The following is a 19,452-nucleotide window of genomic DNA, read 5'->3' as shown; positions in this document are numbered from 1 at the left end:
CGGGTGCCTTGAGCACCCGCCGGCTTTTTTGTGCCACGATCTCAAGCCCGCCATCGCCTCCTGCAAAACATCAGGCAACCCTCCATCACCTTGGGATCAGCCAGAGGTGCAGGCCCCTGGACATAGTTGCGTAATTGAGAACGGTTCTTGTTAGGATGAACTCGTTCCCGAAGTCCTGCCACGAAACGACGTTCCGATGCCTGCGCCCGCCCTGTCCGTGAAGAACCTCGTGCTCTCGCACGCCGGGCGCCAGTTGGTGCACCCCCTGACGTTCTCCATCCAGTGGGCTGAGAGCGTCGCACTTCTGGGAGCCTCAGGATCCGGGAAGTCGCTGACAGCATCCGCCCTCACGGGGACAGTGCCGGAAGGAATCACGGCGAGTGGGGAAATTTCGTTCGGGACTGCTTTCCGGCCAGGCGACCGCGGAAGCGCGGAGGGCATTGCCGGCGCAGCCTTGGTCAGCCAAGATCCCCAGACCTCCCTCAATCCGCTGGTGCCGGTAGGCAAACAACTGCTCATCCCGCACCGCCGGGCAGGGTTCAGTCGCACTGAAGCCCGGCGCGAGGCGGTGCTCCTCCTGGCCCAGGCCGGGATCGAGGACCCTGCCGCGATCCTGCCCCGCTACACCGGCGAGCTGTCGGGCGGGCAGCTGCAGAGGGTGTGCATTGCCCTGGCATTGGCATGCCGCACGGAGGTCCTGGTGGCAGACGAACCCACCACGGCCCTCGATGCGGTTACCCGGCACACCGTCCTTGCGAGCCTCCACAGCTGGGTGTCCGAGGGCCGAACCCTGCTCTTCATCACCCACGATCTGGCAGCAGCGGCGGCCCTGTGCAGCCGTGCGCTCGTGATGGAAGGCGGGCACGTTGTGGAAGATGCCCCGATGGCTGAGCTGCTGCTGAACCCCCGGCACCCCTACACCCGCCGGCTGGTCCACGCGGCCTCGGGTGCGGCGCTGCTTAAAGCGGCCGCAAGAACATCGGTGGCAGCGTGACCGGCACGCTGGCCGCGGAGGGCATCTCCTTCGCCTACCCCACGCGCGGATTCCGCAACAAGCAACCGGCGGAAACGCTCCGACACGTCAGCCTCCGCATCTCCCCCGGCACCAGCACCGCCCTGGTGGGAAGTTCAGGTTCCGGGAAGTCCACCCTCGTACGGATTCTGCTCGCCATGGCGAAGCCCTCCACCGGCACGGTGAGCCTCGGGGCGCGGGACGTGGCGCCCGGCCCTGTCCGGACCCTTCGTTGGTACCGCCGCGCAGTCCAATACATTCCGCAGAACCCCGCGGGTAGCCTGGACCCGCGAATGACCGTATCGCAACTGCTGATGGAACCGCTACGGCAGCTCCGCGTGGAAGGAAACCACCGGGATTTGGCGGCCCAGGCGCTGGAGCGCGTGGAATTGCCTGCCCGGGCGATGCACCGCCGGCCGGGCGAGCTGTCCGGCGGCCAGAACCAGAGGGTGGCCATCGCCCGCGCCCTGGCAGTGAAGCCGACGTACCTGCTGGCTGATGAACCCGTCAGCGGCCTGGACCTGCCCCTGCGCGATGCAGTCCTCGAACTGCTGGACGGCCTGGTGCACGAAGGCCTGGGCCTGCTCCTCGTGACCCATGACCTCACCACCGCTGCCAGGATGTGCGGCACCACCGCTGTGCTTTCCGGAGGCAGCACCGTGGAACAGGCGCCAACGGGCCAGTTGCTGGAAAGCCCCGCCAGCCCGGCCGCCGTCGCACTCGTGCAGGCGTCGCGGGGCCTGCAGCTCCCCGCCCCACTCCAGGCGGTTGCCCTGTGACCGCCCTCAACGCCGCAGAGCGGACAGCAACGAACCCGCGTCCGGCCCCGGGCCTCCTCCTCGCCAGCCAGCTTGTTTTCAATATCGGTTTCTACGCCGTGGTGCCGTTCCTGGCACTGGTCATGACCCAGGACTTCGGCATGACGGCAACAGCGGTTGGCGTGGTTTTGGGCGCTCGCGTCTTCAGCCAGCAGGGGCTTTTCCTGGTGGGCGGGATCATCACGGACCGATTCGGGCCGCGGCCCGCCATGCTGGTGGGCTGCCTGGTCCGCATCTGCGGCTACCTCACCCTGGCGCTTGCCGGCAGCTTTCCGCTGTTCCTCCTCGGCGCGGTCCTCACCGGGATGGGCGGCGCGCTGTTCTCACCCGCCCTGGAGTCCCTGGTTGGGCAGGCGGAAGAACGACGGCGGGACACCAGCGGGAGAGCGCCCGCACTGTTTGCGCTCCTGGCCATCTGCGGAGAGATCGGGGCTGTGGCCGGACCGCTGGTGGGCGCCCTGCTGCTGGGCATCTCCTTCAGCTGGGCAGCACTGGCCGGAGCAGCGGTCTTTGCCGTGATGACCGGGGTGTTGTGGCGCAGCGTGCCCGCCGGAGCGCCGAATCGGCTGCGCGGCACTGCGTCCTCCTCCACGCCGCCTTCCTCCGTTACCCGGCGCGAGGGGATCACGGTGATGCTGCGGGACAAGCGCTTTGTGGCCTTTGCTGCCCTCTACAGCGTGAACCTGCTGGCCTATAACCAGCTGTACTTTGGCCTTCCCATCGAGTTGACCAGGAGTAGCGCGGGCCCCGGGGCGCTGGCCGGCTTGTTTGCCGTCGCCTCGGTCCTGACCATTGCGCTGCAGTGGCCCATTTCCCGGCTGACAACCCGGATCGGCCCGGGCCGGGCCCTGATGGCAGGTTTCCTCCTCAAGGGCCTGGCCTTCGCCACCATGGCCCTGCTCGCCCAGGTTCCGGCCGCCGGCACACTGCAGCTCCTGCCGCCGCTGCTGCTCGTGGTGGGGCTGTGCCTGGGGCACATGTGCATCGGGCCGGTGGCCATGCCGCTGGTCCTCGACTTTGCCCGCGGCCGGCGGACGGGCATCTATTACGGGCTCCTCGCGAGCATGGGCGGCTGCGCGGTGCTGCTGGGCAACGTCGTTCTTGGGCCGCTCTACTCAGGAGCCACCCAGCCGGGACCCGACGCCGCCTGGCCCTGGGCGGTGATGGCGGCACTCACGGTGCTTCCCGCCGTCGGACTTTCACGGCTCCTGCCTGCCAAGCGCTAAGCCTCCAAACGTAAAACAGCCAACGGCCCGACCCGGCATTTCCCTTCACCACCGACCTCGGAAACAGGTACCAACATGCCCAAAAAGCGATCAAAAACAGGCGTTATTGCCATCTCGGCCCTGCTGCTGGCCGGCCTGACCGGCTGTTTCGCCGGAGGCGGTCAGGTGGCGGAAAGCGGCAACGGTGCCGGCCGGATCAGGCTGGCCATGCTCCAGCCGCCGAGGTCCGGGTTGTCACCCCTAAGCGACGACGCCTTCAAACTCTCGCGGTGGCAGACCGCCGAGACCCTGGTGGTGCTGGACGACCTGGGGGAAGCGAAACCTGCGCTGGCCACCGGGTGGCAGCAGGTTGACCAGACCTCGTGGCGCTTCACCCTGCGTGACGGCGTCGAATTCCACGACGGTACGTCCCTGACGTCAGCGGAAGTTGTTGCCTCCCTCTCCGCCGCGGCCAAGGCAAGCCCCAAACCGAGGATCCTGGACGGCGTGGAACTTACCGCCCAGGCTGACGGTTTGAGCGGTGTGATCGCCAGGACGGCGACGCCGGATCCCCTCCTCCCCCAGCGGCTGTCCAGTCCCCAGTTGGCCGTTTTTGCTGCCACCGCGTACAAGGAGGGCGGCGTCGTGGATCCGGTCAACGCCGGTACGGGGCCCTACCGACTGGCTTCGGTGGAGGGCACCTCATCAGCACGGCTGGACCGCTTCGACAGATACTGGGGCGAGAAGGCGCAAGCCGACGGCGTCGACGTCCAGTTCGTGCCGGACGGAACCGCGAGGGCAGCTGCCCTCAGGACCGGTGACGCGGACATCGTGGAAGCCATCCCGGTGGGCCAGGTGGCGCGGATCGACCCGGCGCTGGTGCATGAGGTGCCGATGCCGCGGACCAATACGCTGTACCTCAACACTGCGTGGGGCCCCTTCGCTGATCCTGCAGTCCGCGCCGCAGCCCGCGGGGCGATTGATGCCGGCACCATTGTGGACGGTGTCTACGAGGGGCGCGCAGACAAGGCGGCCGGACTGCTCGGCCCTGCACTCCCATGGGCGGCGGACGAGCGGAGCAGCGCAGGCTACGCCGCAAACCTCGCCACCCGGGTGGCCGCAACTGCCGTCAACGGGACTCCCATCCGGATTGGAACCTTCACCGACCGCGCCGAACTGCCGGAAGTTGCGGTTCAACTGGAGCAGCAGCTGGAGGCCGCCGGCTTTACGGTGGAACAGGACGTCCGCGAGTACCAGCACATCGAGGCCGACGCACTGGCAGGAAAGTTTGATGCCTTCATCCTGTCGCGGGCCACCGTCCTGGACTCCGGTGACCCCGTTGCCTACCTCTACAGCGACTTCTCCTGCGCGGGCTCCTTCAACATCTCCCAGTTCTGTGATCCAGGCGTAGACGAAGCCCTGGCCAAAGCCGCAGGCATCCCCGCCGGCCCCGAACGGCGGGCTGCCATTGCCGCCGCCGAAAGCCTCATCCTGGCCCGGGACGCGGCCATCCCGCTGCTTCACGAACGCGTCATCCAGGGTGAATCGGGGCGGGTGCGGAATGTCGAGCGGGATCCGCGGGAGCGGGCGCTGATCACGGGCAAGACCGGGTTCACCAGCAGTACAGGGATCGCCAGCGCCCCAGGCGCCGCAGGGTGATCCCCACCGGTACGGCGCTCCTGAAAGTCACTGCCTCGCGGATCGTCGCCCTCACCGGACTGGTGGTGCTAGTCGGAATGATGCCGTGGCTCTCAGGCCGCGGAGCTGAATACACCATCCTCCGCGCCAAGTACTCGGACCGGGAGCCCACCCCCGAAGCCTTGGCTGCCATCCGGGCCGAACTCGGGCTCGAGCAGGGCCCGCTGGCCATGTTCGTATCCTGGGTTCAAGGCGTCTTCGCGGGCGACCTGGGCATCTCCTGGATCAACAGCACTCCTGTGGGTCCCGGCATCGGGGCTGCGCTGGGCGTTTCGGTGACCCTGATGGGTTTTGCCATTGTGGCAGCGGCGATCATAGTCCTGCTGATCTGCGTGCCCGCAGTGCGGGATGGGCTTCGGCAGCGGCGAGGGCAGGCATCCGGAGCCCTGCCGGCTGCGCTCACTTCCCTGCCGGAGTTCCTGCTTTCGGCCATGCTGCTGGTGGTGGGCGGCGTCTGGCTCCAGTGGTTTCCGCCGTTCGGGTGGAAGGGCCCGGAGCATGCCGTCCTGCCGGCCCTCGCCCTCGGCATCCCGGCGGGTGGCCTGATGGGGCTGCTGCTGTCCGACGCCATCCGCGCCGCGTACGGGGAAAAGTGGGTGGCCACGTGGCGGCTGGCGGGCGCAGGGCGCGCCCAGCTAGCGCTGGCGGTACTGCGGCGCGCCCTGCCGGCAGTGCTGCCTCAGCTCGGGCTGGTCCTCATCGGCCTGACCGGCGGAGCCGTCGCGGTGGAGAAGGTGTACGCAATTCCGGGGCTCGGCCGGGCGCTGCTGGGAGCCGCCAGCGCGCAGGACATTCCCACTCTTCAGGCCGGCATGCTGGCACTGATGGGGCTAGCCCTGCTGGTGGGAACGCTGACGACGGCGGCCCGGTACCTGCTGATCGGGCCTGCAGTCCGGCTCGGCACACTTCCGCTTGCGGAGCCCCCTCGTTCAGCGGTCCACCGTCAGCTGGCCGTGCCGGCAGTTTCGGCTGCGGCCTTGCTGCTCATCATTGGCGCCGGACTGCTGCGCGACCCCTACGCCTCGGCACACCAGAGGCTGGCAGCGCCCACCTGGTCGCTGCCCTTTGGTGCGGACGCCAGCGGGCGCGACCTCCTGGCCCGGGTGGGGCACGGCGCCGTGGGGACGCTCGGGACCGCGCTGGTAGTGGTGCTCGTCTGCCTGGCCGTGGGAATCGCCGTCGGCCTCTTCCCGCTGGCTGCCACCGGGCCCCTCGAGGTGGCCAACGCCGCGCCGCCCATCCTCGCCGGACTGGTTGTCGCAGCCATCACCGGCCCATCCGCACAGGGGGCCGCCCTGGCTGTGGCAGCCGTAAGTTGGGCGCCCCTTGCCGCCCACACGGCCGCCCTGGCCCAGGAGGCCCGGGCACAACCGTATATTCAGATTCTCCCGGTGCTGGGGGTAGGAAAAGCGGGCATTATGCTCCGCTACATCCTGCCGGCGGTGGCACGTCCGCTCCTGCGCCACGCGATGCTCCGGCTGCCGGGAGTCGCCCTCGCCCTCGCGGCGCTCGGTTTCCTGGGGCTGGGGCCGCAACAGCCGTCGCCGGAGTGGGGACTGATCCTGGCCGAGGGCATCGGCTACGTGGAACGGGCACCGTGGGCGGTCCTGGCACCGGCATCAGCACTGGTGCTGGCCTCGGTTCTGGCCGTCAGCCTCGCGGGCACAGGGAGCGGCTCCGGGGCGGCACGGCCCGGGAGGCTGGGAAACCCGGCTGCCGCCCGCGCCGAGAAGTGATGGAGCGTTTCCCGATTTGATGCAGAACGGATGGAGCGCTGTCGGGGAGCCCGTGACCCGGGCCGCGGACAGCAAAAGCCCGCTGCCTGCACCGGTATTCCGGTGCAGGCAGCGGGCTCAATAACTGAGTCAGCACCGACGATCCACTGAATCAAGGGTGCCAAAAAAGAAGCGCTGCACTAAAAGCTGGAAACTGCAGAACTGCCTGCTGCATCCGTTTGTGCTGCGGCGTCACAGGGCTGCCCGATTACGGCAACAGCACCTTGCGACAACTAGCCGATCCGACGGGTGTCTACCTCGTCGTCGTCTTCTTCCAAATCATCCGCGTACTTATCCACATAAGCCGAATAGTCCGGTTCAACCGGCTCATTCGCGTAATGGCTCGTGGCACGACTGCCTGGACCCGTCAGCTCACGCTGAAGTGCCGAGTAGTCAGTGTTCGGGGAGTAGTACTTGATATCCCGAGCCTGCTTGGTAGCTTTTGCCTTTTGACGGCCGCGCCCCATGGCGTGACCCCCTTTTGTACTTGGACCGGAGGTGGTCACCTTGGCGTAGGTGAGGCCCCGGAATGTTTGGTCAATTTGTCGTACACCTAGATTACATGCTTTCTGCGGGCCCTGCTTGCCAGCAACAGCTCCCTGCGGCCACGCCGGGTACCATCCCTGCCCTTCCAAGGCCAGATTACGGCTTTTTTCTTCGGTAGAGTCGACTCAGCAGCTACTGACAATGGCCGGGAATCCGGCTGCCCATGGGGAGAAAACGCAGGAGGAGGCGCCCAGTGAACCACCGTGACGTTCCGCCCAAACCGGCTTCGCCGCCCACCGCCGGTTTGCCCACGGTTCCTGCGGCAGAGTACGGAGTCCCAGCAGCCGAACCGCCGGCAAGCAACAAGGACCAGGAGCGGGACCTGGGCGAGGCGTTCGAGCAGGACCATGCGGTTATCCCTGACGGACCCGAAGCCGGCCGCGGCAGCGTCAGCCAGCAGACCTTGTGGAAGGCGTTCTTCGTCGTCGTCCTCTTAGCCGTCATCGGCTCACTGGCCTGGCTTGCCTTGTGGCTGAACACCAACGGGAACCAGGAGGCCTCCGCAGGCTCGGTTCCCGGGATCCTCGAAACCGCTGTCACGCCCCCTGCTACCCCGCTGCCGCTCCCCCGCGAGGCGGAACCTGCCGCCTACGCCTTGGGCGACTGCTTCAAGGACTTTGACCCGGAGGCGCTCAAAACCACCGTGGTGCCGTGTGACACCGGCCATTCCGCACAGCTGGTTGCCGTGTTCCACTATCCGGAGGGCGAGGATTACCCGGGCGCGGAAGCACTCAAAGCCAAAGCCCTGGAAGCATGCCAGGCGGCAAAGCTGGGCCCAGCCGCCAACCAGTACACGCTGACCTTTGAGCGCAGCTTTCCCAGCTCCACAAGCTGGGGCGCAGGGGACCGCAGACTGCACTGCTACGTCACCTCCCCCGGCGGCAACAACGTCAACGCGAGCGTGCTGCCCTAGCGCTGGGAGCGCCAGGGCAGCACGCTTGTGACCAACCTCCGGACCTAGTCCTTCCGGCGGACCACCAGCCCTGTTCCCGGGACGGCTCCGCCGTTGGGACCGGACAGAGCCTCCAGCCCTTCGATGGTGAGTTCATCCACGTCGGTGGCCGTGTCCACCAGCACGGTGTCCCCGTCAGCGATCTCGCCGGACAGGATGGCCTTGGCCAGGCGGTCGCCAATCTCCCGCTGGACCAGCCGGCGAAGCGGCCGGGCACCGTACGCCGAATCAAAGCCGGACATCGCCAGCCACGCGCGCGCGCCCTCGGTAACATCCAAGGTCAGCCGGCGCTCGTGCAGCCTCCGGCCGAGTTCGGCCACCTGCAGTTCAACGATGCGGGCAAGCTCCTCCACTGACAGCGGATCGAACAGCACCACTTCATCCAGCCGGTTCAGGAACTCCGGCTTGAAGGAGGCGTTGACGGTAGCCATCACGGCGTTCCGCTTGGCCTCGGCATCCAGCGAGGGGTCCACCAGGAACTGGCTGCCCAGGTTGGACGTCAGGACCAGGATTGCGTTGCGGAAGTCCACGGTGCGGCCCTGGCCGTCGGTGAGCCGGCCGTCGTCGAGCACCTGCAGGAGGATGTCGAAGACCTCGGGATGGGCCTTCTCCACCTCGTCCAGCAGGATCACCGAGTAGGGGCGGCGGCGCACAGCCTCGGTGAGCTGGCCGCCCTCCTCGTAGCCCACGTACCCGGGAGGCGCACCCACGAGCCGCGCGACGGAATGCTTCTCGCCGTACTCGGACATGTCGATCCGCACCATGGCGCGTTCGTCGTCGAACAGGAAGTCCGCCAGGGCCTTGGCGAGCTCCGTCTTACCGACGCCCGTGGGGCCCAGGAACAGGAACGAGCCCGTGGGGCGGTTGGGATCGCTGATGCCCGCGCGGGCACGGCGGACGGCGTCGGAGACCGCGGTGACAGCCTTCTTTTGGCCGATCAGGCGCTTCCCGAGCTCCTCCTCCATATGCAGCAGCTTCTGGCTTTCGCCCTGCAGCATGCGGCCGGCAGGGATGCCGGTCCAAGCGGAGATAACCTCGGCGATATCGTCGGCCGTCACCTGTTCGGCCACCATCTGCGCGGACTTGTCCGTGACGGCGGCTTCGGCCTCCGCGGCAGCGTTGAGCTCGCGTTCCAAGGCAGGGATCTCGCCGTATTGGATGCGCGACGTCGTCTCCAGGTCACCTTCACGGTATGCCTTGTCAGCGGCGCTGCGCAGCTCGTCCAGCTTCGCCTTGAGGTCACCCACCCGGTTGAGGCCAGCCTTTTCAGCCTCCCAGCGGGCGTTCAGGGCGGCGAGTTCCTCTTCCCTGTCAGCCTTGTCCGCACGGAGGGCGGCGAGGCGCTCCACGGACGCGGCGTCGGTCTCGCCTTCCAGGGCCAGCTCCTCCATGGTGAGCCGGTCTACGGCGCGGCGGAGCTGGTCAATCTCCTCCGGAGCGGAGTCAATTTCCATGCGCAGCCGCGACGCTGCCTCATCCACGAGGTCAATAGCCTTGTCCGGCAACTGGCGGCCGGAGATGTAGCGGTTCGAAAGCGTTGCAGCAGCCACCAGGGCAGAGTCGGCAATAGCCACCTTGTGGTGCGCCTCGTAGCGTTCCTTCAGGCCGCGCAGGATGCCGATGGTGTCCTCAACGCTCGGCTCCCCCACATACACCTGCTGGAAACGGCGCTCCAGGGCCGGGTCCTTCTCGATGTTTTCGCGGTACTCATCCAAGGTGGTGGCGCCGATGAGCCGCAGCTCACCGCGGGCCAGCATGGGCTTGAGCATGTTCCCGGCGTCCATGGAGGACTCGCCGGTGGCACCTGCACCCACCACCGTGTGGATTTCGTCAATGAAGGTGACGATCTGGCCTTCGGAGTTCTTGATCTCCTCCAGGACGGCCTTGAGGCGTTCCTCGAACTCACCGCGGTACTTGGCGCCGGCCACCATCGAGGCAAGATCCAGGGCGATCAGGGTCTTGCCGCGCAGGCTTTCCGGCACGTCCCCGGCCACGATGCGCTGGGCCAGGCCCTCCACCACGGCGGTCTTACCCACGCCGGGTTCACCGATGATCACGGGGTTGTTCTTGGTGCGGCGGCTCAGGACCTGCACGATGCGGCGAATTTCAGTGTCGCGGCCAATCACCGGGTCCAGCTTGCCTGACCGGGCCATGGCGGTGAGGTCGGTGCCGAACTTTTCCAGGGACTGGAAGGTGTTCTCCGGGTCCGGGCTGGTGACTTTCCGGTCGCCGCGGACACCGGGCAGGGCGGCGAGCAGGGCCTCGTGGGAGGCACCGGCGTCGCGCAGCAACCGGGCCGCGGCGTCGCTTCCCGCCGAGAGCCCCAGCAGGAGCACTTCGGTGGACACAAAAGTGTCGCCCAGCCGGTCGGCTTCCTCCTTGGCATTCTGGATGGCCTGAAGGGCAGGCCGGGACAGCTGGGCCTGCTGACTGGAAGCGCCGGAGGTGGCCGGCAGCGCTTTGATGGCACTGCTCGCCTGGACGCTCACGGCATCCGGGTCCGCGCCGGTGGCTCGCAGCAGCGCCACGGCGACGCCTTCACGCTGGTCCATCAGCGCCTTGAGCAGGTGGGCCGGTTCCACCTGCGGATTACCTGCCGTGGAGGCGTTCATGGCCGCAGCCGAGAGCGCCTCCTGGCTCTTCGTAGTGAATTTGACGTCCAAAGGGGGCTCCTTTCAGGGGCAGTTTTTTCTAAGTTGAGTCTACTACGCTCAACTTTGGATTGGGACTCTTTATTTCCGAATGCAGGCACCTGTTTTCCTACAGCGAACGTCCACCCGGTTGTTCCCCTAACCTGCAGATACCCCTAGGATCGGGCGTGTGACCGCGGAGGACGTTCCGCCGGCGCATTCGAGAGGGGACAGTCCATGAAGAAGTTCATTGTTCTTTACCTTGGACCCAAGGCAGCCCAGGAGCAGATGCAGGAAAGCTCGCCGGAAGCAGCCCAGGAGGGCATGAAGGCCTGGATGGAATGGGCTCAGCGGGCGGGTGACGGGATCGTGGACCTGGGGAACCCGCTGGGCGCCGGAAAGGAAATCACGGCAACCGGCACGTCAGACAGCAGCACCGGCGTGGCCGGTTATGGGATCCTCCAGGCCGACGACCTCGCCGGCGCCCAGGCACTGCTCGACGGCCACCCGCACCTCATGATGCCCGGCGCGAGTATCCAGGTCTACGAGTCCCTGGACCTGCCGGGGATGTAGGCGCGGCCGGTCAGGCCGGGTAAATTGCCACGGCCGTTGCCTTGACGACGAAGTGCACGGGCAGGCCGGGGACCAGGCCCAAGTCTGCCGAAGCGGCGGGAGTGATGTCCGCCGCCAGGCTTCCCGCCCGCACCCGGATGAGGTCGCCGTGCGGCTCGAGGTCCGTGATGGTCACCTCGAAGTAGTTGCGGGGACTGCCGTGGGCGTCGTCCAGGAACACGGAAACGGCCGACGGCGGGAACACGGCCACCGCTGCCAGGTCACCCTCGCCTGCCGGGCCGGGTTCCTCCGCGTGGCCGGCGACGGTCCGGCCGTCGAAAGTCCTGAGCCCGTCACGCGCGAGGGTTCCAGGAATCAGGTTGAGCCCCGCCAGCCCGGCCGCAAAGGTGCTGCGGGGCCGCTCGAGTACCTCCCGGGTCGGGCCTTCCTCTGAAATCCGGCCGCCTTCCAGGATGACCACCCGGTCCGCCAGCATCAGCGCGTCCAGGACGTCGTGGGTGATGATGATGGCCGGCCTGTCTGCGAGGACCCGTTTCAGCAGGCGGCGGAGCAGCGGCGCGGAATGGATGTCCAGCGCTGCCATGGGCTCGTCCAGGAGGAGAAGTCCCGGATCAGCCGCGAGCGCCCTGGCCACCGCGACGCGCTGGGCCTGGCCGCCGGAGAGCTCGGCAGGGCGGCGGTCATGGAGCTCCTGCGCTTCCACCTCGGCCAGCCAGCGAACGGCATCGGCCCTCGCCTGGCGCTTCGCCACCCCGGCGCTCCGCGGACCGAAGGCAACGTTCTCCAGGGCGTTGAGGTGGGGGAACAGCAGGGGTTCCTGGGCGAGCAGTGCTGTACCCCGGTGATGGGGCGGAGTCCATCTGCTCCTGCCCGGCGAAAGGTCGAACAGCGTCCGCCCGTTGAGCTCGGCCCGGCCGCTGTCCGGCCGCAGCAGTCCCGCGATCACGGCCAGCAGCGTGGACTTACCCGCCCCGTTCGGCCCCATCACCGCTACCGTTTCTCGCGGACCGACCGTCAGGGCAACGTCGAACCCCCGCCCGGCCACAGCTGCCTCAAATGTGAACGTCACGCGGCGTTCCTCACCGGGGCGGCCGCCGCCGTCGTCCGCTGCGACGCCCTGCCGGCACGCCCGCCGGGCCGCCGGTACGCAAGCGCCACCACGGCCACCGCCACGGCCACCAGCACCAGGGAGAGGGCGACGGCGGCATCCGGGTCCGTTTCACGCTGCAGGTAGATTTCCAGCGGCAGCGTCCGGGTCACCCCTTGGAGGCTGCCCGCGAATGTCAGGGTGGCACCGAACTCGCCCAGGCTCCGGGCAAAGGAAAGCACGGCTCCGGAGGCCAGCCCGGGCAGCACCAGCGGCAGCGTCACGCGGCGGAAGACCCGTCCCGGCGAAGCGCCGAGCGTTGCTGCGACTGCTTCGTACCGTTCACCGCCGGTCCGCAGTGCCCCCTCCAGGCTCACCACCAAAAACGGCAGTGCCACGAATGTCTGTGCAAGGACAACTGCGGTGGTGGAGAAGGCAATCTGGAGGCCGAGGACTTCCAGGGTGCTGCCCAGGAGGCCTTGCCGGCCGAACGTATAGAGGAGCGCGATGCCGCCCACCACTGGCGGCAGGACGAGCGGGAGCAGCACCAGCGAACGCAGCAGGCCCTGCAGCGGGAACCTGCCCCGGGCCAGAACGAGGGCCAGCGGTACACCCAGGAGGATGCACAGGACGGTGCTGGCAGCGGAAGTCCGGAGGCTCAGGCCCAGGGCCGACACAGCGGACTCGGAAGTGACCAGCGGCAGGAAGTTGGCCCAGTTGACCCTCGCGACCATGGCGATCAGCGGCAGGACGACCACCAGGGCGGCCAGGACCGCCACGGCATAGATCCAACGCGGAACGCCGCTGTAAACCTGGTGGCTCACGGGGAGCCCGGTCCGAAACCGGCGTCTGACAGTACCTGTTGGCCTTCGGGGCTGCCGATGAGTTCGAGGAAGGCGCGGGCATTCGCACTGTTTTTGGTGTTGGACAGGACGGCGGCGGGGTAGCTGTTGACGGCACCGGCCGCTTCCGGAAAGGCAACGCCCTCCACCCTGCCTGCTGCGGACTTCAGGTCGGTGACGTACACCAGCCCCGCGTCGGCTTCCGCGGAGACGACTTTGCCCAGCACGTCCGTCACGGAGTTTTCCTCGCTGACCGGGTTCAGGTCTATTCCGGTCTGCTGTTCGATGGTGGCTGCGGCCGCACCGCAGGGAACCTGCCGGGCACATTGCACCAGACGGGTTCCAGTTTTGGCGAGGTCCGCGAAAGAACGGATGCCGGCCGGATTTCCCGGTGGGACGGCGATGGCGAGCGTGTTGGTGGCGAAAATCTGCGGTTCACCGTCCACCAGCCCGGTCTCCTGAAGTTCTTCCATGTTCCTGGTATCTGCGGAGGCGAAGACGTCCGCCGGCGCGCCCTGGTTGATCTGGGTGGCAAGGTCTGCCGACCCGGCGAAGCTGAGGGTGACCGTGGTGCCGGGGTGCCGGGCTTCAAACATCTCTGCCAGTTCCGTGAAGCTGGTTTTGAGGGACGCGGCCGCGAACACGGTCAGGACCCCGCCGCTGGTGTTGGCGGCCGCATCGCCCTTGCCGGTGCACGCAGCCAGCGTGGCGGCCATCAGTACTGCCAGCAGCAATGCGGTGAGCTCGTGGATCTTGTTCACAGCGCCTTGCCCTGCGGCGTTTCGATGATGACCGTGGTGGCTTTGACCACCGCGGTGGCCACGGAGCCGGGTTCCAGCCCCAGCTCCCGAACGGCCTCGCTGCTCATGAGCGACACCACCCGGAACGGCCCGCACTGCAGCTCCACCTGGGCCATAACCTTGTCCGCCGTGATGCCGGTAACCAGGCCCACGAACCTGTTGCGCGCGGAGCTGCCGGTACGGTGCGGATCGTCCGGAAGCTGCGCGAGTTTCCGGGCGTGCCGGGCCAGTTCCAGCCCGTCCACGGCAAGCCGGCCGCCGTCGTCCTTAATGGCGGTGAGCGACCCGTTGTCCAACCAGCGCCGCACAGTGTCGTCGCTGACACCAAGGAAGCGGGCAGCCTCAGCAACGCGAATAATGGTCATAGGGCCAGTGTAAGACGCAGATGCGGTAAGAACCCGAGATCTGTGCCGCATTCTCGGGTAACGGCCCGAATATCTCCCCGTTGGTATCGGCGTATTCCAGCAAAGCGCGCCGTGCACCCGCCCCAACTAGACTTCCTCCATGGCCATCTACATCGATCCGCCGCTCTGGCCTGCCCACGGGACCCACTTCTCTCATCTGGTGTCTGACTCGTCACTGGCGGAACTGCACGAATTCGCCGCTGCCGCCGGCATTCCGGAGCGGGCCTTCGACGGCGACCATTACGACGTTGCGGAGCGCCGCTTCGATGAGCTGGTTGCGGCAGGGGCAATTCCCGTGGAGGCCCGGATCCTGGTCCGCAAGCTGATCGGCAGCGGGCTGCGGATCCCTGCCCGGCAACGGAACAAGTCACTCAAGGTCCCGCTGTTCAACCGCTGGGACGCCATCATGCCCGGCCACGACGCGCTGTTCCTGGACCTCCTGGACCGCTGGAGCGAGCCGCACCGCCGGTACCACGGCTGCACCCACCTGCTGTCGGTACTGGAAGCGCTTGACCTGCTCACCGATCCCGTTGACCCGCCGCACACGGTGCTGCTGGCCGCATGGTTCCACGACGCCGTCTACCGAGGTGTGGCGGGGCAGGACGAAGAGGACTCGGCCCGCCTCGCGGAGGACCGGTTGGTCGCGGCCGGCCTTCCCGGGGCGCAGATTGCGGAGGTGGCCCGGCTGGTGCGGCTGACATCGGACCATCGCCCCGGGCCGGGGGACGACGACGGCGCCCTCCTTTGCGATGCCGACCTTTCCGTCCTGGGCGGCGAACCTGACGAGTATGCGAGGTACGTGGCCGACGTCCGCCAGGACTATGCCCACATTGGCGACGCTGACTTCGCAGCCGGGCGCGCCGCCGTCGTACGCCACCTGCTGGAACTTGACCCGCTGTTCCACACCGGCCGGGCGCAGGAGCTGTGGCTGGACGCCGCCCACCGGAACCTGAAAGGCGAACTGGCGTGAACGCACCCACTTCAAACCCCCGCCACACGCTGACGGCAAGTGCCGCCCACCGGCAACTGCCCTACACAGTGCGGCTGGAATGGGGGCTCGACGGCGCCAGGACAGTAACGTCCGGGGCGGACCTCGCCGTGGTGGTGGACGTCCTGTCCTTCAGCACCTGCGTCAGCGTCGCCCTGGACCGGGGAGCCGTCGTCTTTCCGTTTCCCTGGAAGGACACCAGCGCGGAGGACTTCGCCGCCCGCCACGGCGCCCAACTGGCAGGGCCCCGCAACGGCGGCGGGCTGAGCCTCTCTCCCGCGAGTCTCCGGGCTGCAGGGTCCCTGGAACGGGTGGTCCTGCCGTCGCCAAACGGTTCCGCTCTCTGCCATGAATTGGCCCACGAGGTCCCGCTGGTGGCTGCGGTATCGCTCCGCAATGCGGCGGCAACAGCCGATTGGGTGATGGCCAACTTCGATGAAGGTGCCGTGATCGCGGTGATTGCCGCCGGCGAACACTGGCCGGACGGCACCCTCCGCCCTGCTGTGGAGGACCAGATCGGCGCAGGCGCATTTGTGGCGGGCCTGGTGGCTGCCGGCAAGGGCGGCTACGAGGCCGAAGACGGCAGGCACGGTTACTCACCGGAAGCCGTTGCGGCGATGGCGGTGTTCGAGGCGGCGGAACCGCGGCTCCGCGAAATGCTGCACGGGTGTTCAAGCGGCCGCGAGCTGGCCGGTGCCGGTTATGCCGGCGACGTGGATATAGCCGCGGAATTGGACGACAGCGGAGCCGTGGCCCTCCTGGTAAACGGGGCATTTAGCCCCCGCTGAAGGACCCGGCGCCCTGTTGGTCCGGCCGTACCCAGTGGATGGTTTCCGCCAGCCGGACCTTTACGGTTCACGTTGGGGGATGCAACACTGCTCGGATGACCCTGCGCATCCAGTCCCTTTGCACTGATTCGACCGATCCGAAAGTGCCCGCGGACTTCTGGGAGAAGGCGCTGGGGTGGCGCCGGACCTACGAGGCGGACGACGAGATTGTGCTCGAGCCGCCGGCCGGCAGCCCCGAGGACGGGGTATCCCCGGACCTGCTCTTCCTCAAGGTGCCCGAGCGCAAGGAGGTCAAGAACAGGCTTCACCTGGACCTGCGGCCGGAGGACCGCGACGCAGAGGTGGCAAGGCTCGAAGGCCTTGGCGCCAAACGCGTTTCCGTGGGCCAGGGCCCGGAGGTCACCTGGGTGGTAATGGCTGATCCGGACGGCAATGAGTTCTGCGTCCTGCGGGCGCTGCGGCCGGATGAGCTGACGGAGTAGAGTCGCGTCAGCTCATCCGTTCCCGGGCTGCTTTCGGCGGTGGGGCGGGGAGCCGGGTTACCGGTAGGCCGTGACGAACGGCGCGCTGGTTGGCACGATCTGCTTGCCCAGCGGCATCAGGGACACCGGGATGAGCTTCAGGTTCGCGATGGCCAGCGGGATGCCGATGATGGTGACGGCCATGGCAAAGGCCGTGACCACGTGGCCGATGGCAATCCAGATGCCCGCCACCAGCAGCCAGATCACATTGCCCAGCAGGGAGAACACCCCTGTGCCGCCGGGCTTGTCCACCACTGTGCGGCCAAACGGCCACAGCGTGTATGCCGCAATCCTGAAGGAGGCGATGCCCCACGGGATGGTGATGATGAGCAGGCAGCAGATGACGCCGGCCAGGAAGTAGCCCAGCGCAAGCCAGAATCCCCCGAAAACCAGCCAGATGATGTTGAGCAGTGTCTTCATTCATCCATTGTGCCCCGGGGGCTCTGACAAAAGGATGGGGGTTTGCCCTGACCGGCCCCTTAACCCGGCTGCTAGGCCGGGGCGGCAGCACCCTTCGCTGCCTGCACAAAGGCACGCACCTTGGCCAGGTCCTTCACGCCCCGGGATGCCTCCACGCCGGAGGAGACATCGACGCCCCAGGCGTGGGCTGCCGTAGAGGCGGTACCGACGTTGGCGGGGTCTAGCCCGCCGGCGAGCAGCCAATGCCGTCCTTGAAGAACCGGCAGGGCGGCCACGGAAGCATAGTCCCATGCCTCCCCGGAGCCGGGTACGGCGGCGTCGATCAGTAGAAGATCCTCGCCCCAGTCTTCGAACTCCTCCGGAGCGGCTTCCATGGTGACTGCCCTGATCAGCTTCATGCCGGCGTCGTGCACGGTAGCGACGTCCTCGCGGGTGCGCGCGCCGTGAAGCTGGATCCATTCCAGCCCGGCAACGCGGGCGATCGCCACAGCGTCGGCCACAGGTTCGTGGCGGAATACTCCGATGGGCGCGACTCCCGCGGGGACCTCCGCCAGCAACGAGGAGGCCTGGGACGGCGAGACAACGCGGGGGCTGGCGGTGAGGACGAAACCCACGGCATCCGCCCCGGCACTTACCGCTTCACGGACGGATTCGGGCGTACTGAGACCACACACTTTTACAAACATTCCCGGCTCCTTGAGGCTGTTTTTGTGTTATCCCCCCGGAGGAGAGTAGCAGGAAGGCTGGCCGCGGGATGTACGCGGGGGAATTAGGCTGGGCAGATGGAGATCATCCGCTTTGCAGAGCTCAAGCCCGAACCCTGGCGCAACGGCGGCGGAGTGACGCGCCAGCTGGCCAGCCACCCCGGCACAGCTTCCACGCAGGACGAGGCCTGGGACTGGCGGGTCAGCATCGCTGATGTCAGCAAGGCCGGCGACTTCTCCACGTTCCCCGGGATGGAGCGGGTGCTGACGGTGGTCGAGGGAGAGCTCCTGCTGCTGTCCGTGGACGGCGCCGAACATCCCCTCGAGAAGTACCGTCCGTTCCGGTTTCCGGGCGGGGCCAGCACGCATGCTTCCCTTCCGACGGGCGACATCCGGGGCCTCAACGTCATCACGCGGTCAGGCCGTTTCAAGGGTTTCACGTCTATCATCGAGCTCTCGAAAAAGCGTGCCAAGCCCATCTTCGAAGGGCAGCTGGGGATCCTGCTCCAGGGACAGGCCACGGCAGCCGAAGGAACCGAGGAACCCGAGGCACTGGGGCGGTACGACGCCGTGGTGGGCTCCGACGTCGACACCCCTGAGGTCCTGGGCCGCGGTTTCCTGGCCGTCGTCTCGATCGACCCGGTGGAGGATGAGCCCGTGGAGGATGAGCCCCACGCGGAATAGGACAGCCTCGCCTTTGGGTAGCAGAGCCTTTCCACACTGGTGGCTCCCCGCGGCCGTCCCTAGACTCGGGCTATGACCACTTCAACATTCAATGCGCTCCTGTCCACCCAGATCGCCAACGAATTCACGGCATCGCAGCAGTACATTGCCGTGGCCACCTGGTTCGCCAACCAGGACCTCCCCCAGCTGGCCAGGTACTTCTACCGCCAGTCTGTGGAGGAACGGAACCACGCCATGATGATGGTGCAGTACATGCTGGACCGGGACATCGCCTTCACCATTCCCGGCGTCCCCGCCGTCCGCAACGACTTCACGTCGGTCACCGAGCCGCTGGCCCTGGCCCTGCAGCAGGAAAAGGAAGTCACACGCAACATCGAGGACCTATTCCGGGCCGCCCGCGCCGAAAACGATGCACTGGGCGAGCAGTTTATGCTCTGGTTCCTGAAGGAGCAGGTGGAGGAAGTCGCGTCCATGACCACGCTGCTGAACATCGCCGAGCGCGCGGACAACCTGTTCGACATCGAGAACTTCATTGCCCGCGAAACCGTCGGCGACGGCGGCCGTGACTCCTCCGCCCCGGAAGCTGCCGGCGGCGCCCTCTGACCCCTCCCTGCCCCAAGTAGGTAGCCTTTGTGTCCCTTGCGGGGCGCCCGTTCCGGGCTGAAAATGTGCGTGTGGTCGCCTGTCGAAGCCGTGGTTCTTTGGTTCCTTGAGGCCGTTAGGTAGCCAGGTGTTGGGGATCATGACGTGAGCCCTTTACTGTTTCCGTTGTTGAGAACGAGGACTAGATTTTCCTTTCCCTCGTGATTCCCCAGGCGGCCGCTGTTATGTTCGGCGGGCGCGTTCGGGAGGAGATGACGGAGTCCATGCTGGCTGAGTCCCAAGATGAGGAAGAGATTATTGCCAGGGTCGCTGCACTGGATATCGGCAAGGCCGAGCTGGTGTGCTGCGTTCGGATTCCCGCAGAGGGAAACCGGAAGAAACGCTTGCAGGAAGTGAGCACGC

General features: G+C 67.1%; 20 protein-coding genes and 1 pseudogene. 13 read left to right on the top strand and 8 right to left on the bottom strand.

Annotated features, from left to right (window positions below; translation table 11 throughout):
* Window positions 1-196 precede the first annotated feature (196 nt).
* The 5 genes from G6R19_RS13670 (at window position 197) to G6R19_RS13650 (ending at window position 6,469) form a co-directional block, all read left to right on the top strand.
* On the top strand, window positions 197-994 hold the full coding sequence (locus G6R19_RS13670; protein ID WP_163165850.1) for an ATP-binding cassette domain-containing protein: 798 nt from the start codon (window positions 197-199) through the stop codon (window positions 992-994).
* Complete coding sequence (locus G6R19_RS13665) at window positions 991-1,791, top strand: dipeptide/oligopeptide/nickel ABC transporter ATP-binding protein (RefSeq protein ID WP_163165848.1); 801 nt, start codon at window positions 991-993, stop codon at window positions 1,789-1,791. The genes G6R19_RS13670 and G6R19_RS13665 overlap by 4 nt, the downstream gene beginning before the upstream one ends.
* A complete protein-coding gene (locus tag G6R19_RS13660; protein WP_163165846.1) occupies window positions 1,788-3,056 on the top strand; it encodes an MFS transporter in 1,269 nt (422 codons plus the stop codon). Before G6R19_RS13665 ends, G6R19_RS13660 begins: the two co-directional genes overlap by 4 nt.
* Before the next feature lie 75 nt (window positions 3,057-3,131).
* Window positions 3,132-4,694, top strand: coding sequence for an ABC transporter substrate-binding protein (locus G6R19_RS13655; protein WP_163165844.1), 1,563 nt, complete (start codon window positions 3,132-3,134; stop codon window positions 4,692-4,694).
* Window positions 4,691-6,469: an ABC transporter permease subunit gene (locus G6R19_RS13650; protein ID WP_346010083.1), complete on the top strand. Its 1,779-nt coding sequence runs from the start codon at window positions 4,691-4,693 to the stop codon at window positions 6,467-6,469. Before G6R19_RS13655 ends, G6R19_RS13650 begins: the two co-directional genes overlap by 4 nt.
* A gap of 272 nt (window positions 6,470-6,741) precedes the next feature.
* Here G6R19_RS13650 and G6R19_RS13645 read toward each other — a convergent pair whose 3' ends face one another.
* The gene (locus G6R19_RS13645; RefSeq protein ID WP_050053419.1) at window positions 6,742-6,975 is read right to left on the bottom strand and encodes a DUF3073 domain-containing protein; all 234 of its coding nucleotides are present in this window, start codon (window positions 6,973-6,975) and stop codon (window positions 6,742-6,744) included.
* Between the two features lie 272 nt (window positions 6,976-7,247).
* Between G6R19_RS13645 and G6R19_RS13640 the strand changes: the two genes are divergently transcribed.
* Window positions 7,248-7,967, top strand: a complete 720-nt coding sequence (locus tag G6R19_RS13640; protein ID WP_163165842.1) for a septum formation family protein — start codon at window positions 7,248-7,250, stop codon at window positions 7,965-7,967.
* Window positions 7,968-8,011: 44 nt separating this feature from the next.
* On the opposite strand, the gene clpB is transcribed toward G6R19_RS13640, so the two are convergent.
* Complete coding sequence (gene clpB / locus G6R19_RS13635; RefSeq protein ID WP_163165840.1) at window positions 8,012-10,669, bottom strand: ATP-dependent chaperone ClpB; 2,658 nt, start codon at window positions 10,667-10,669, stop codon at window positions 8,012-8,014.
* Window positions 10,670-10,873: 204 nt separating this feature from the next.
* Here clpB and G6R19_RS13630 point away from each other — a divergent pair, with 204 nt between their 5' ends.
* Window positions 10,874-11,209, top strand: a complete 336-nt coding sequence (locus tag G6R19_RS13630; RefSeq protein WP_163165838.1) for a hypothetical protein — start codon at window positions 10,874-10,876, stop codon at window positions 11,207-11,209.
* Between the two features lie 10 nt (window positions 11,210-11,219).
* Here G6R19_RS13630 and G6R19_RS13625 read toward each other — a convergent pair whose 3' ends face one another.
* From G6R19_RS13625 to G6R19_RS13610, 4 genes are read right to left on the bottom strand one after another with little or no spacing between them, the layout of a single operon-like run.
* Window positions 11,220-12,278, bottom strand: a complete 1,059-nt coding sequence (locus G6R19_RS13625) for an ABC transporter ATP-binding protein (protein WP_163165836.1) — start codon at window positions 12,276-12,278, stop codon at window positions 11,220-11,222.
* The gene (locus G6R19_RS13620) at window positions 12,275-13,120 is read right to left on the bottom strand and encodes an ABC transporter permease (RefSeq protein ID WP_163165834.1); all 846 of its coding nucleotides are present in this window, start codon (window positions 13,118-13,120) and stop codon (window positions 12,275-12,277) included. Before G6R19_RS13620 ends, G6R19_RS13625 begins: the two co-directional genes overlap by 4 nt.
* Window positions 13,117-13,854 (bottom strand): molybdate ABC transporter substrate-binding protein, encoded by a 738-nt coding sequence (modA, locus tag G6R19_RS13615; protein ID WP_163166313.1) that lies wholly within the window; start codon window positions 13,852-13,854, stop codon window positions 13,117-13,119. Before modA ends, G6R19_RS13620 begins: the two co-directional genes overlap by 4 nt.
* Window positions 13,855-13,895: 41 nt before the next feature.
* Complete coding sequence (locus tag G6R19_RS13610; protein ID WP_163165825.1) at window positions 13,896-14,303, bottom strand: TOBE domain-containing protein; 408 nt, start codon at window positions 14,301-14,303, stop codon at window positions 13,896-13,898.
* Between the two features lie 139 nt (window positions 14,304-14,442).
* Here G6R19_RS13610 and G6R19_RS13605 point away from each other — a divergent pair, with 139 nt between their 5' ends.
* The 3 genes from G6R19_RS13605 (at window position 14,443) to G6R19_RS13595 (ending at window position 16,600) form a co-directional block, all read left to right on the top strand.
* The gene (locus G6R19_RS13605; RefSeq protein WP_163165823.1) at window positions 14,443-15,312 is read left to right on the top strand and encodes a DUF4031 domain-containing protein; all 870 of its coding nucleotides are present in this window, start codon (window positions 14,443-14,445) and stop codon (window positions 15,310-15,312) included.
* Window positions 15,309-16,118, top strand: coding sequence for a 2-phosphosulfolactate phosphatase (locus tag G6R19_RS13600; RefSeq protein ID WP_163165820.1), 810 nt, complete (start codon window positions 15,309-15,311; stop codon window positions 16,116-16,118). Before G6R19_RS13605 ends, G6R19_RS13600 begins: the two co-directional genes overlap by 4 nt.
* Before the next feature lie 95 nt (window positions 16,119-16,213).
* Window positions 16,214-16,600 (top strand): VOC family protein, encoded by a 387-nt coding sequence (locus G6R19_RS13595; protein WP_163165818.1) that lies wholly within the window; start codon window positions 16,214-16,216, stop codon window positions 16,598-16,600.
* Between the two features lie 57 nt (window positions 16,601-16,657).
* Here G6R19_RS13595 and G6R19_RS13590 read toward each other — a convergent pair whose 3' ends face one another.
* Window positions 16,658-17,059 (bottom strand): YccF domain-containing protein, encoded by a 402-nt coding sequence (locus G6R19_RS13590; RefSeq protein ID WP_163165816.1) that lies wholly within the window; start codon window positions 17,057-17,059, stop codon window positions 16,658-16,660.
* 71 nt (window positions 17,060-17,130) lie between these two features.
* Complete coding sequence (locus G6R19_RS13585) at window positions 17,131-17,745, bottom strand: phosphoribosylanthranilate isomerase (RefSeq protein WP_163165814.1); 615 nt, start codon at window positions 17,743-17,745, stop codon at window positions 17,131-17,133.
* A gap of 96 nt (window positions 17,746-17,841) precedes the next feature.
* Between G6R19_RS13585 and G6R19_RS13580 the strand changes: the two genes are divergently transcribed.
* From G6R19_RS13580 to G6R19_RS13570, 3 genes and pseudogenes are all read left to right on the top strand, one after another.
* Window positions 17,842-18,447 carry a HutD family protein gene (locus G6R19_RS13580; protein WP_163165812.1) on the top strand — a complete coding sequence of 202 codons (606 nt, stop codon included), beginning with the start codon at window positions 17,842-17,844 and terminating at the stop codon, window positions 18,445-18,447.
* 72 nt (window positions 18,448-18,519) lie between these two features.
* Window positions 18,520-19,050, top strand: a complete 531-nt coding sequence (locus tag G6R19_RS13575) for a ferritin (protein ID WP_163165810.1) — start codon at window positions 18,520-18,522, stop codon at window positions 19,048-19,050.
* 200 nt (window positions 19,051-19,250) lie between these two features.
* Window positions 19,251-19,452: pseudogene (locus G6R19_RS13570) on the top strand (hypothetical protein); the annotation flags it as partial.

This window comes from Arthrobacter sp. Alg241-R88 (assembly GCF_900537115.1).
Taxonomy (GTDB): Bacteria; Actinomycetota; Actinomycetes; order Actinomycetales; family Micrococcaceae; genus Arthrobacter.
This window is presented reverse-complemented; position numbering and strand designations above follow the sequence as displayed.

Excerpts from the sequence above, each read along its gene's own strand:
- G6R19_RS13670 (WP_163165850.1), top strand. The coding sequence starts at position 197 with ATGCCTGCGCCCGCCCTGTCCGTGAAGAACCTCGTGCTCTCGCACGCC.
- G6R19_RS13655 (WP_163165844.1), top strand. The coding sequence starts at position 3,132 with ATGCCCAAAAAGCGATCAAAAACAGGCGTTATTGCCATCTCGGCCCTG.
- G6R19_RS13645 (WP_050053419.1), bottom strand. The coding sequence starts at position 6,975 with ATGGGGCGCGGCCGTCAAAAGGCAAAAGCTACCAAGCAGGCTCGGGAT.
- G6R19_RS13630 (WP_163165838.1), top strand. The coding sequence starts at position 10,874 with ATGAAGAAGTTCATTGTTCTTTACCTTGGACCCAAGGCAGCCCAGGAG.
- modA (WP_163166313.1), bottom strand. The coding sequence starts at position 13,854 with ATGGCCGCCACGCTGGCTGCGTGCACCGGCAAGGGCGATGCGGCCGCC.
- G6R19_RS13610 (WP_163165825.1), bottom strand. The coding sequence starts at position 14,303 with ATGACCATTATTCGCGTTGCTGAGGCTGCCCGCTTCCTTGGTGTCAGC.
- G6R19_RS13605 (WP_163165823.1), top strand. The coding sequence starts at position 14,443 with ATGGCCATCTACATCGATCCGCCGCTCTGGCCTGCCCACGGGACCCAC.
- G6R19_RS13595 (WP_163165818.1), top strand. The coding sequence starts at position 16,214 with ATGACCCTGCGCATCCAGTCCCTTTGCACTGATTCGACCGATCCGAAA.
- G6R19_RS13590 (WP_163165816.1), bottom strand. The coding sequence starts at position 17,059 with ATGAAGACACTGCTCAACATCATCTGGCTGGTTTTCGGGGGATTCTGG.
- G6R19_RS13585 (WP_163165814.1), bottom strand. The coding sequence starts at position 17,745 with ATGTTTGTAAAAGTGTGTGGTCTCAGTACGCCCGAATCCGTCCGTGAA.
- G6R19_RS13580 (WP_163165812.1), top strand. The coding sequence starts at position 17,842 with ATGGAGATCATCCGCTTTGCAGAGCTCAAGCCCGAACCCTGGCGCAAC.
- G6R19_RS13575 (WP_163165810.1), top strand. The coding sequence starts at position 18,520 with ATGACCACTTCAACATTCAATGCGCTCCTGTCCACCCAGATCGCCAAC.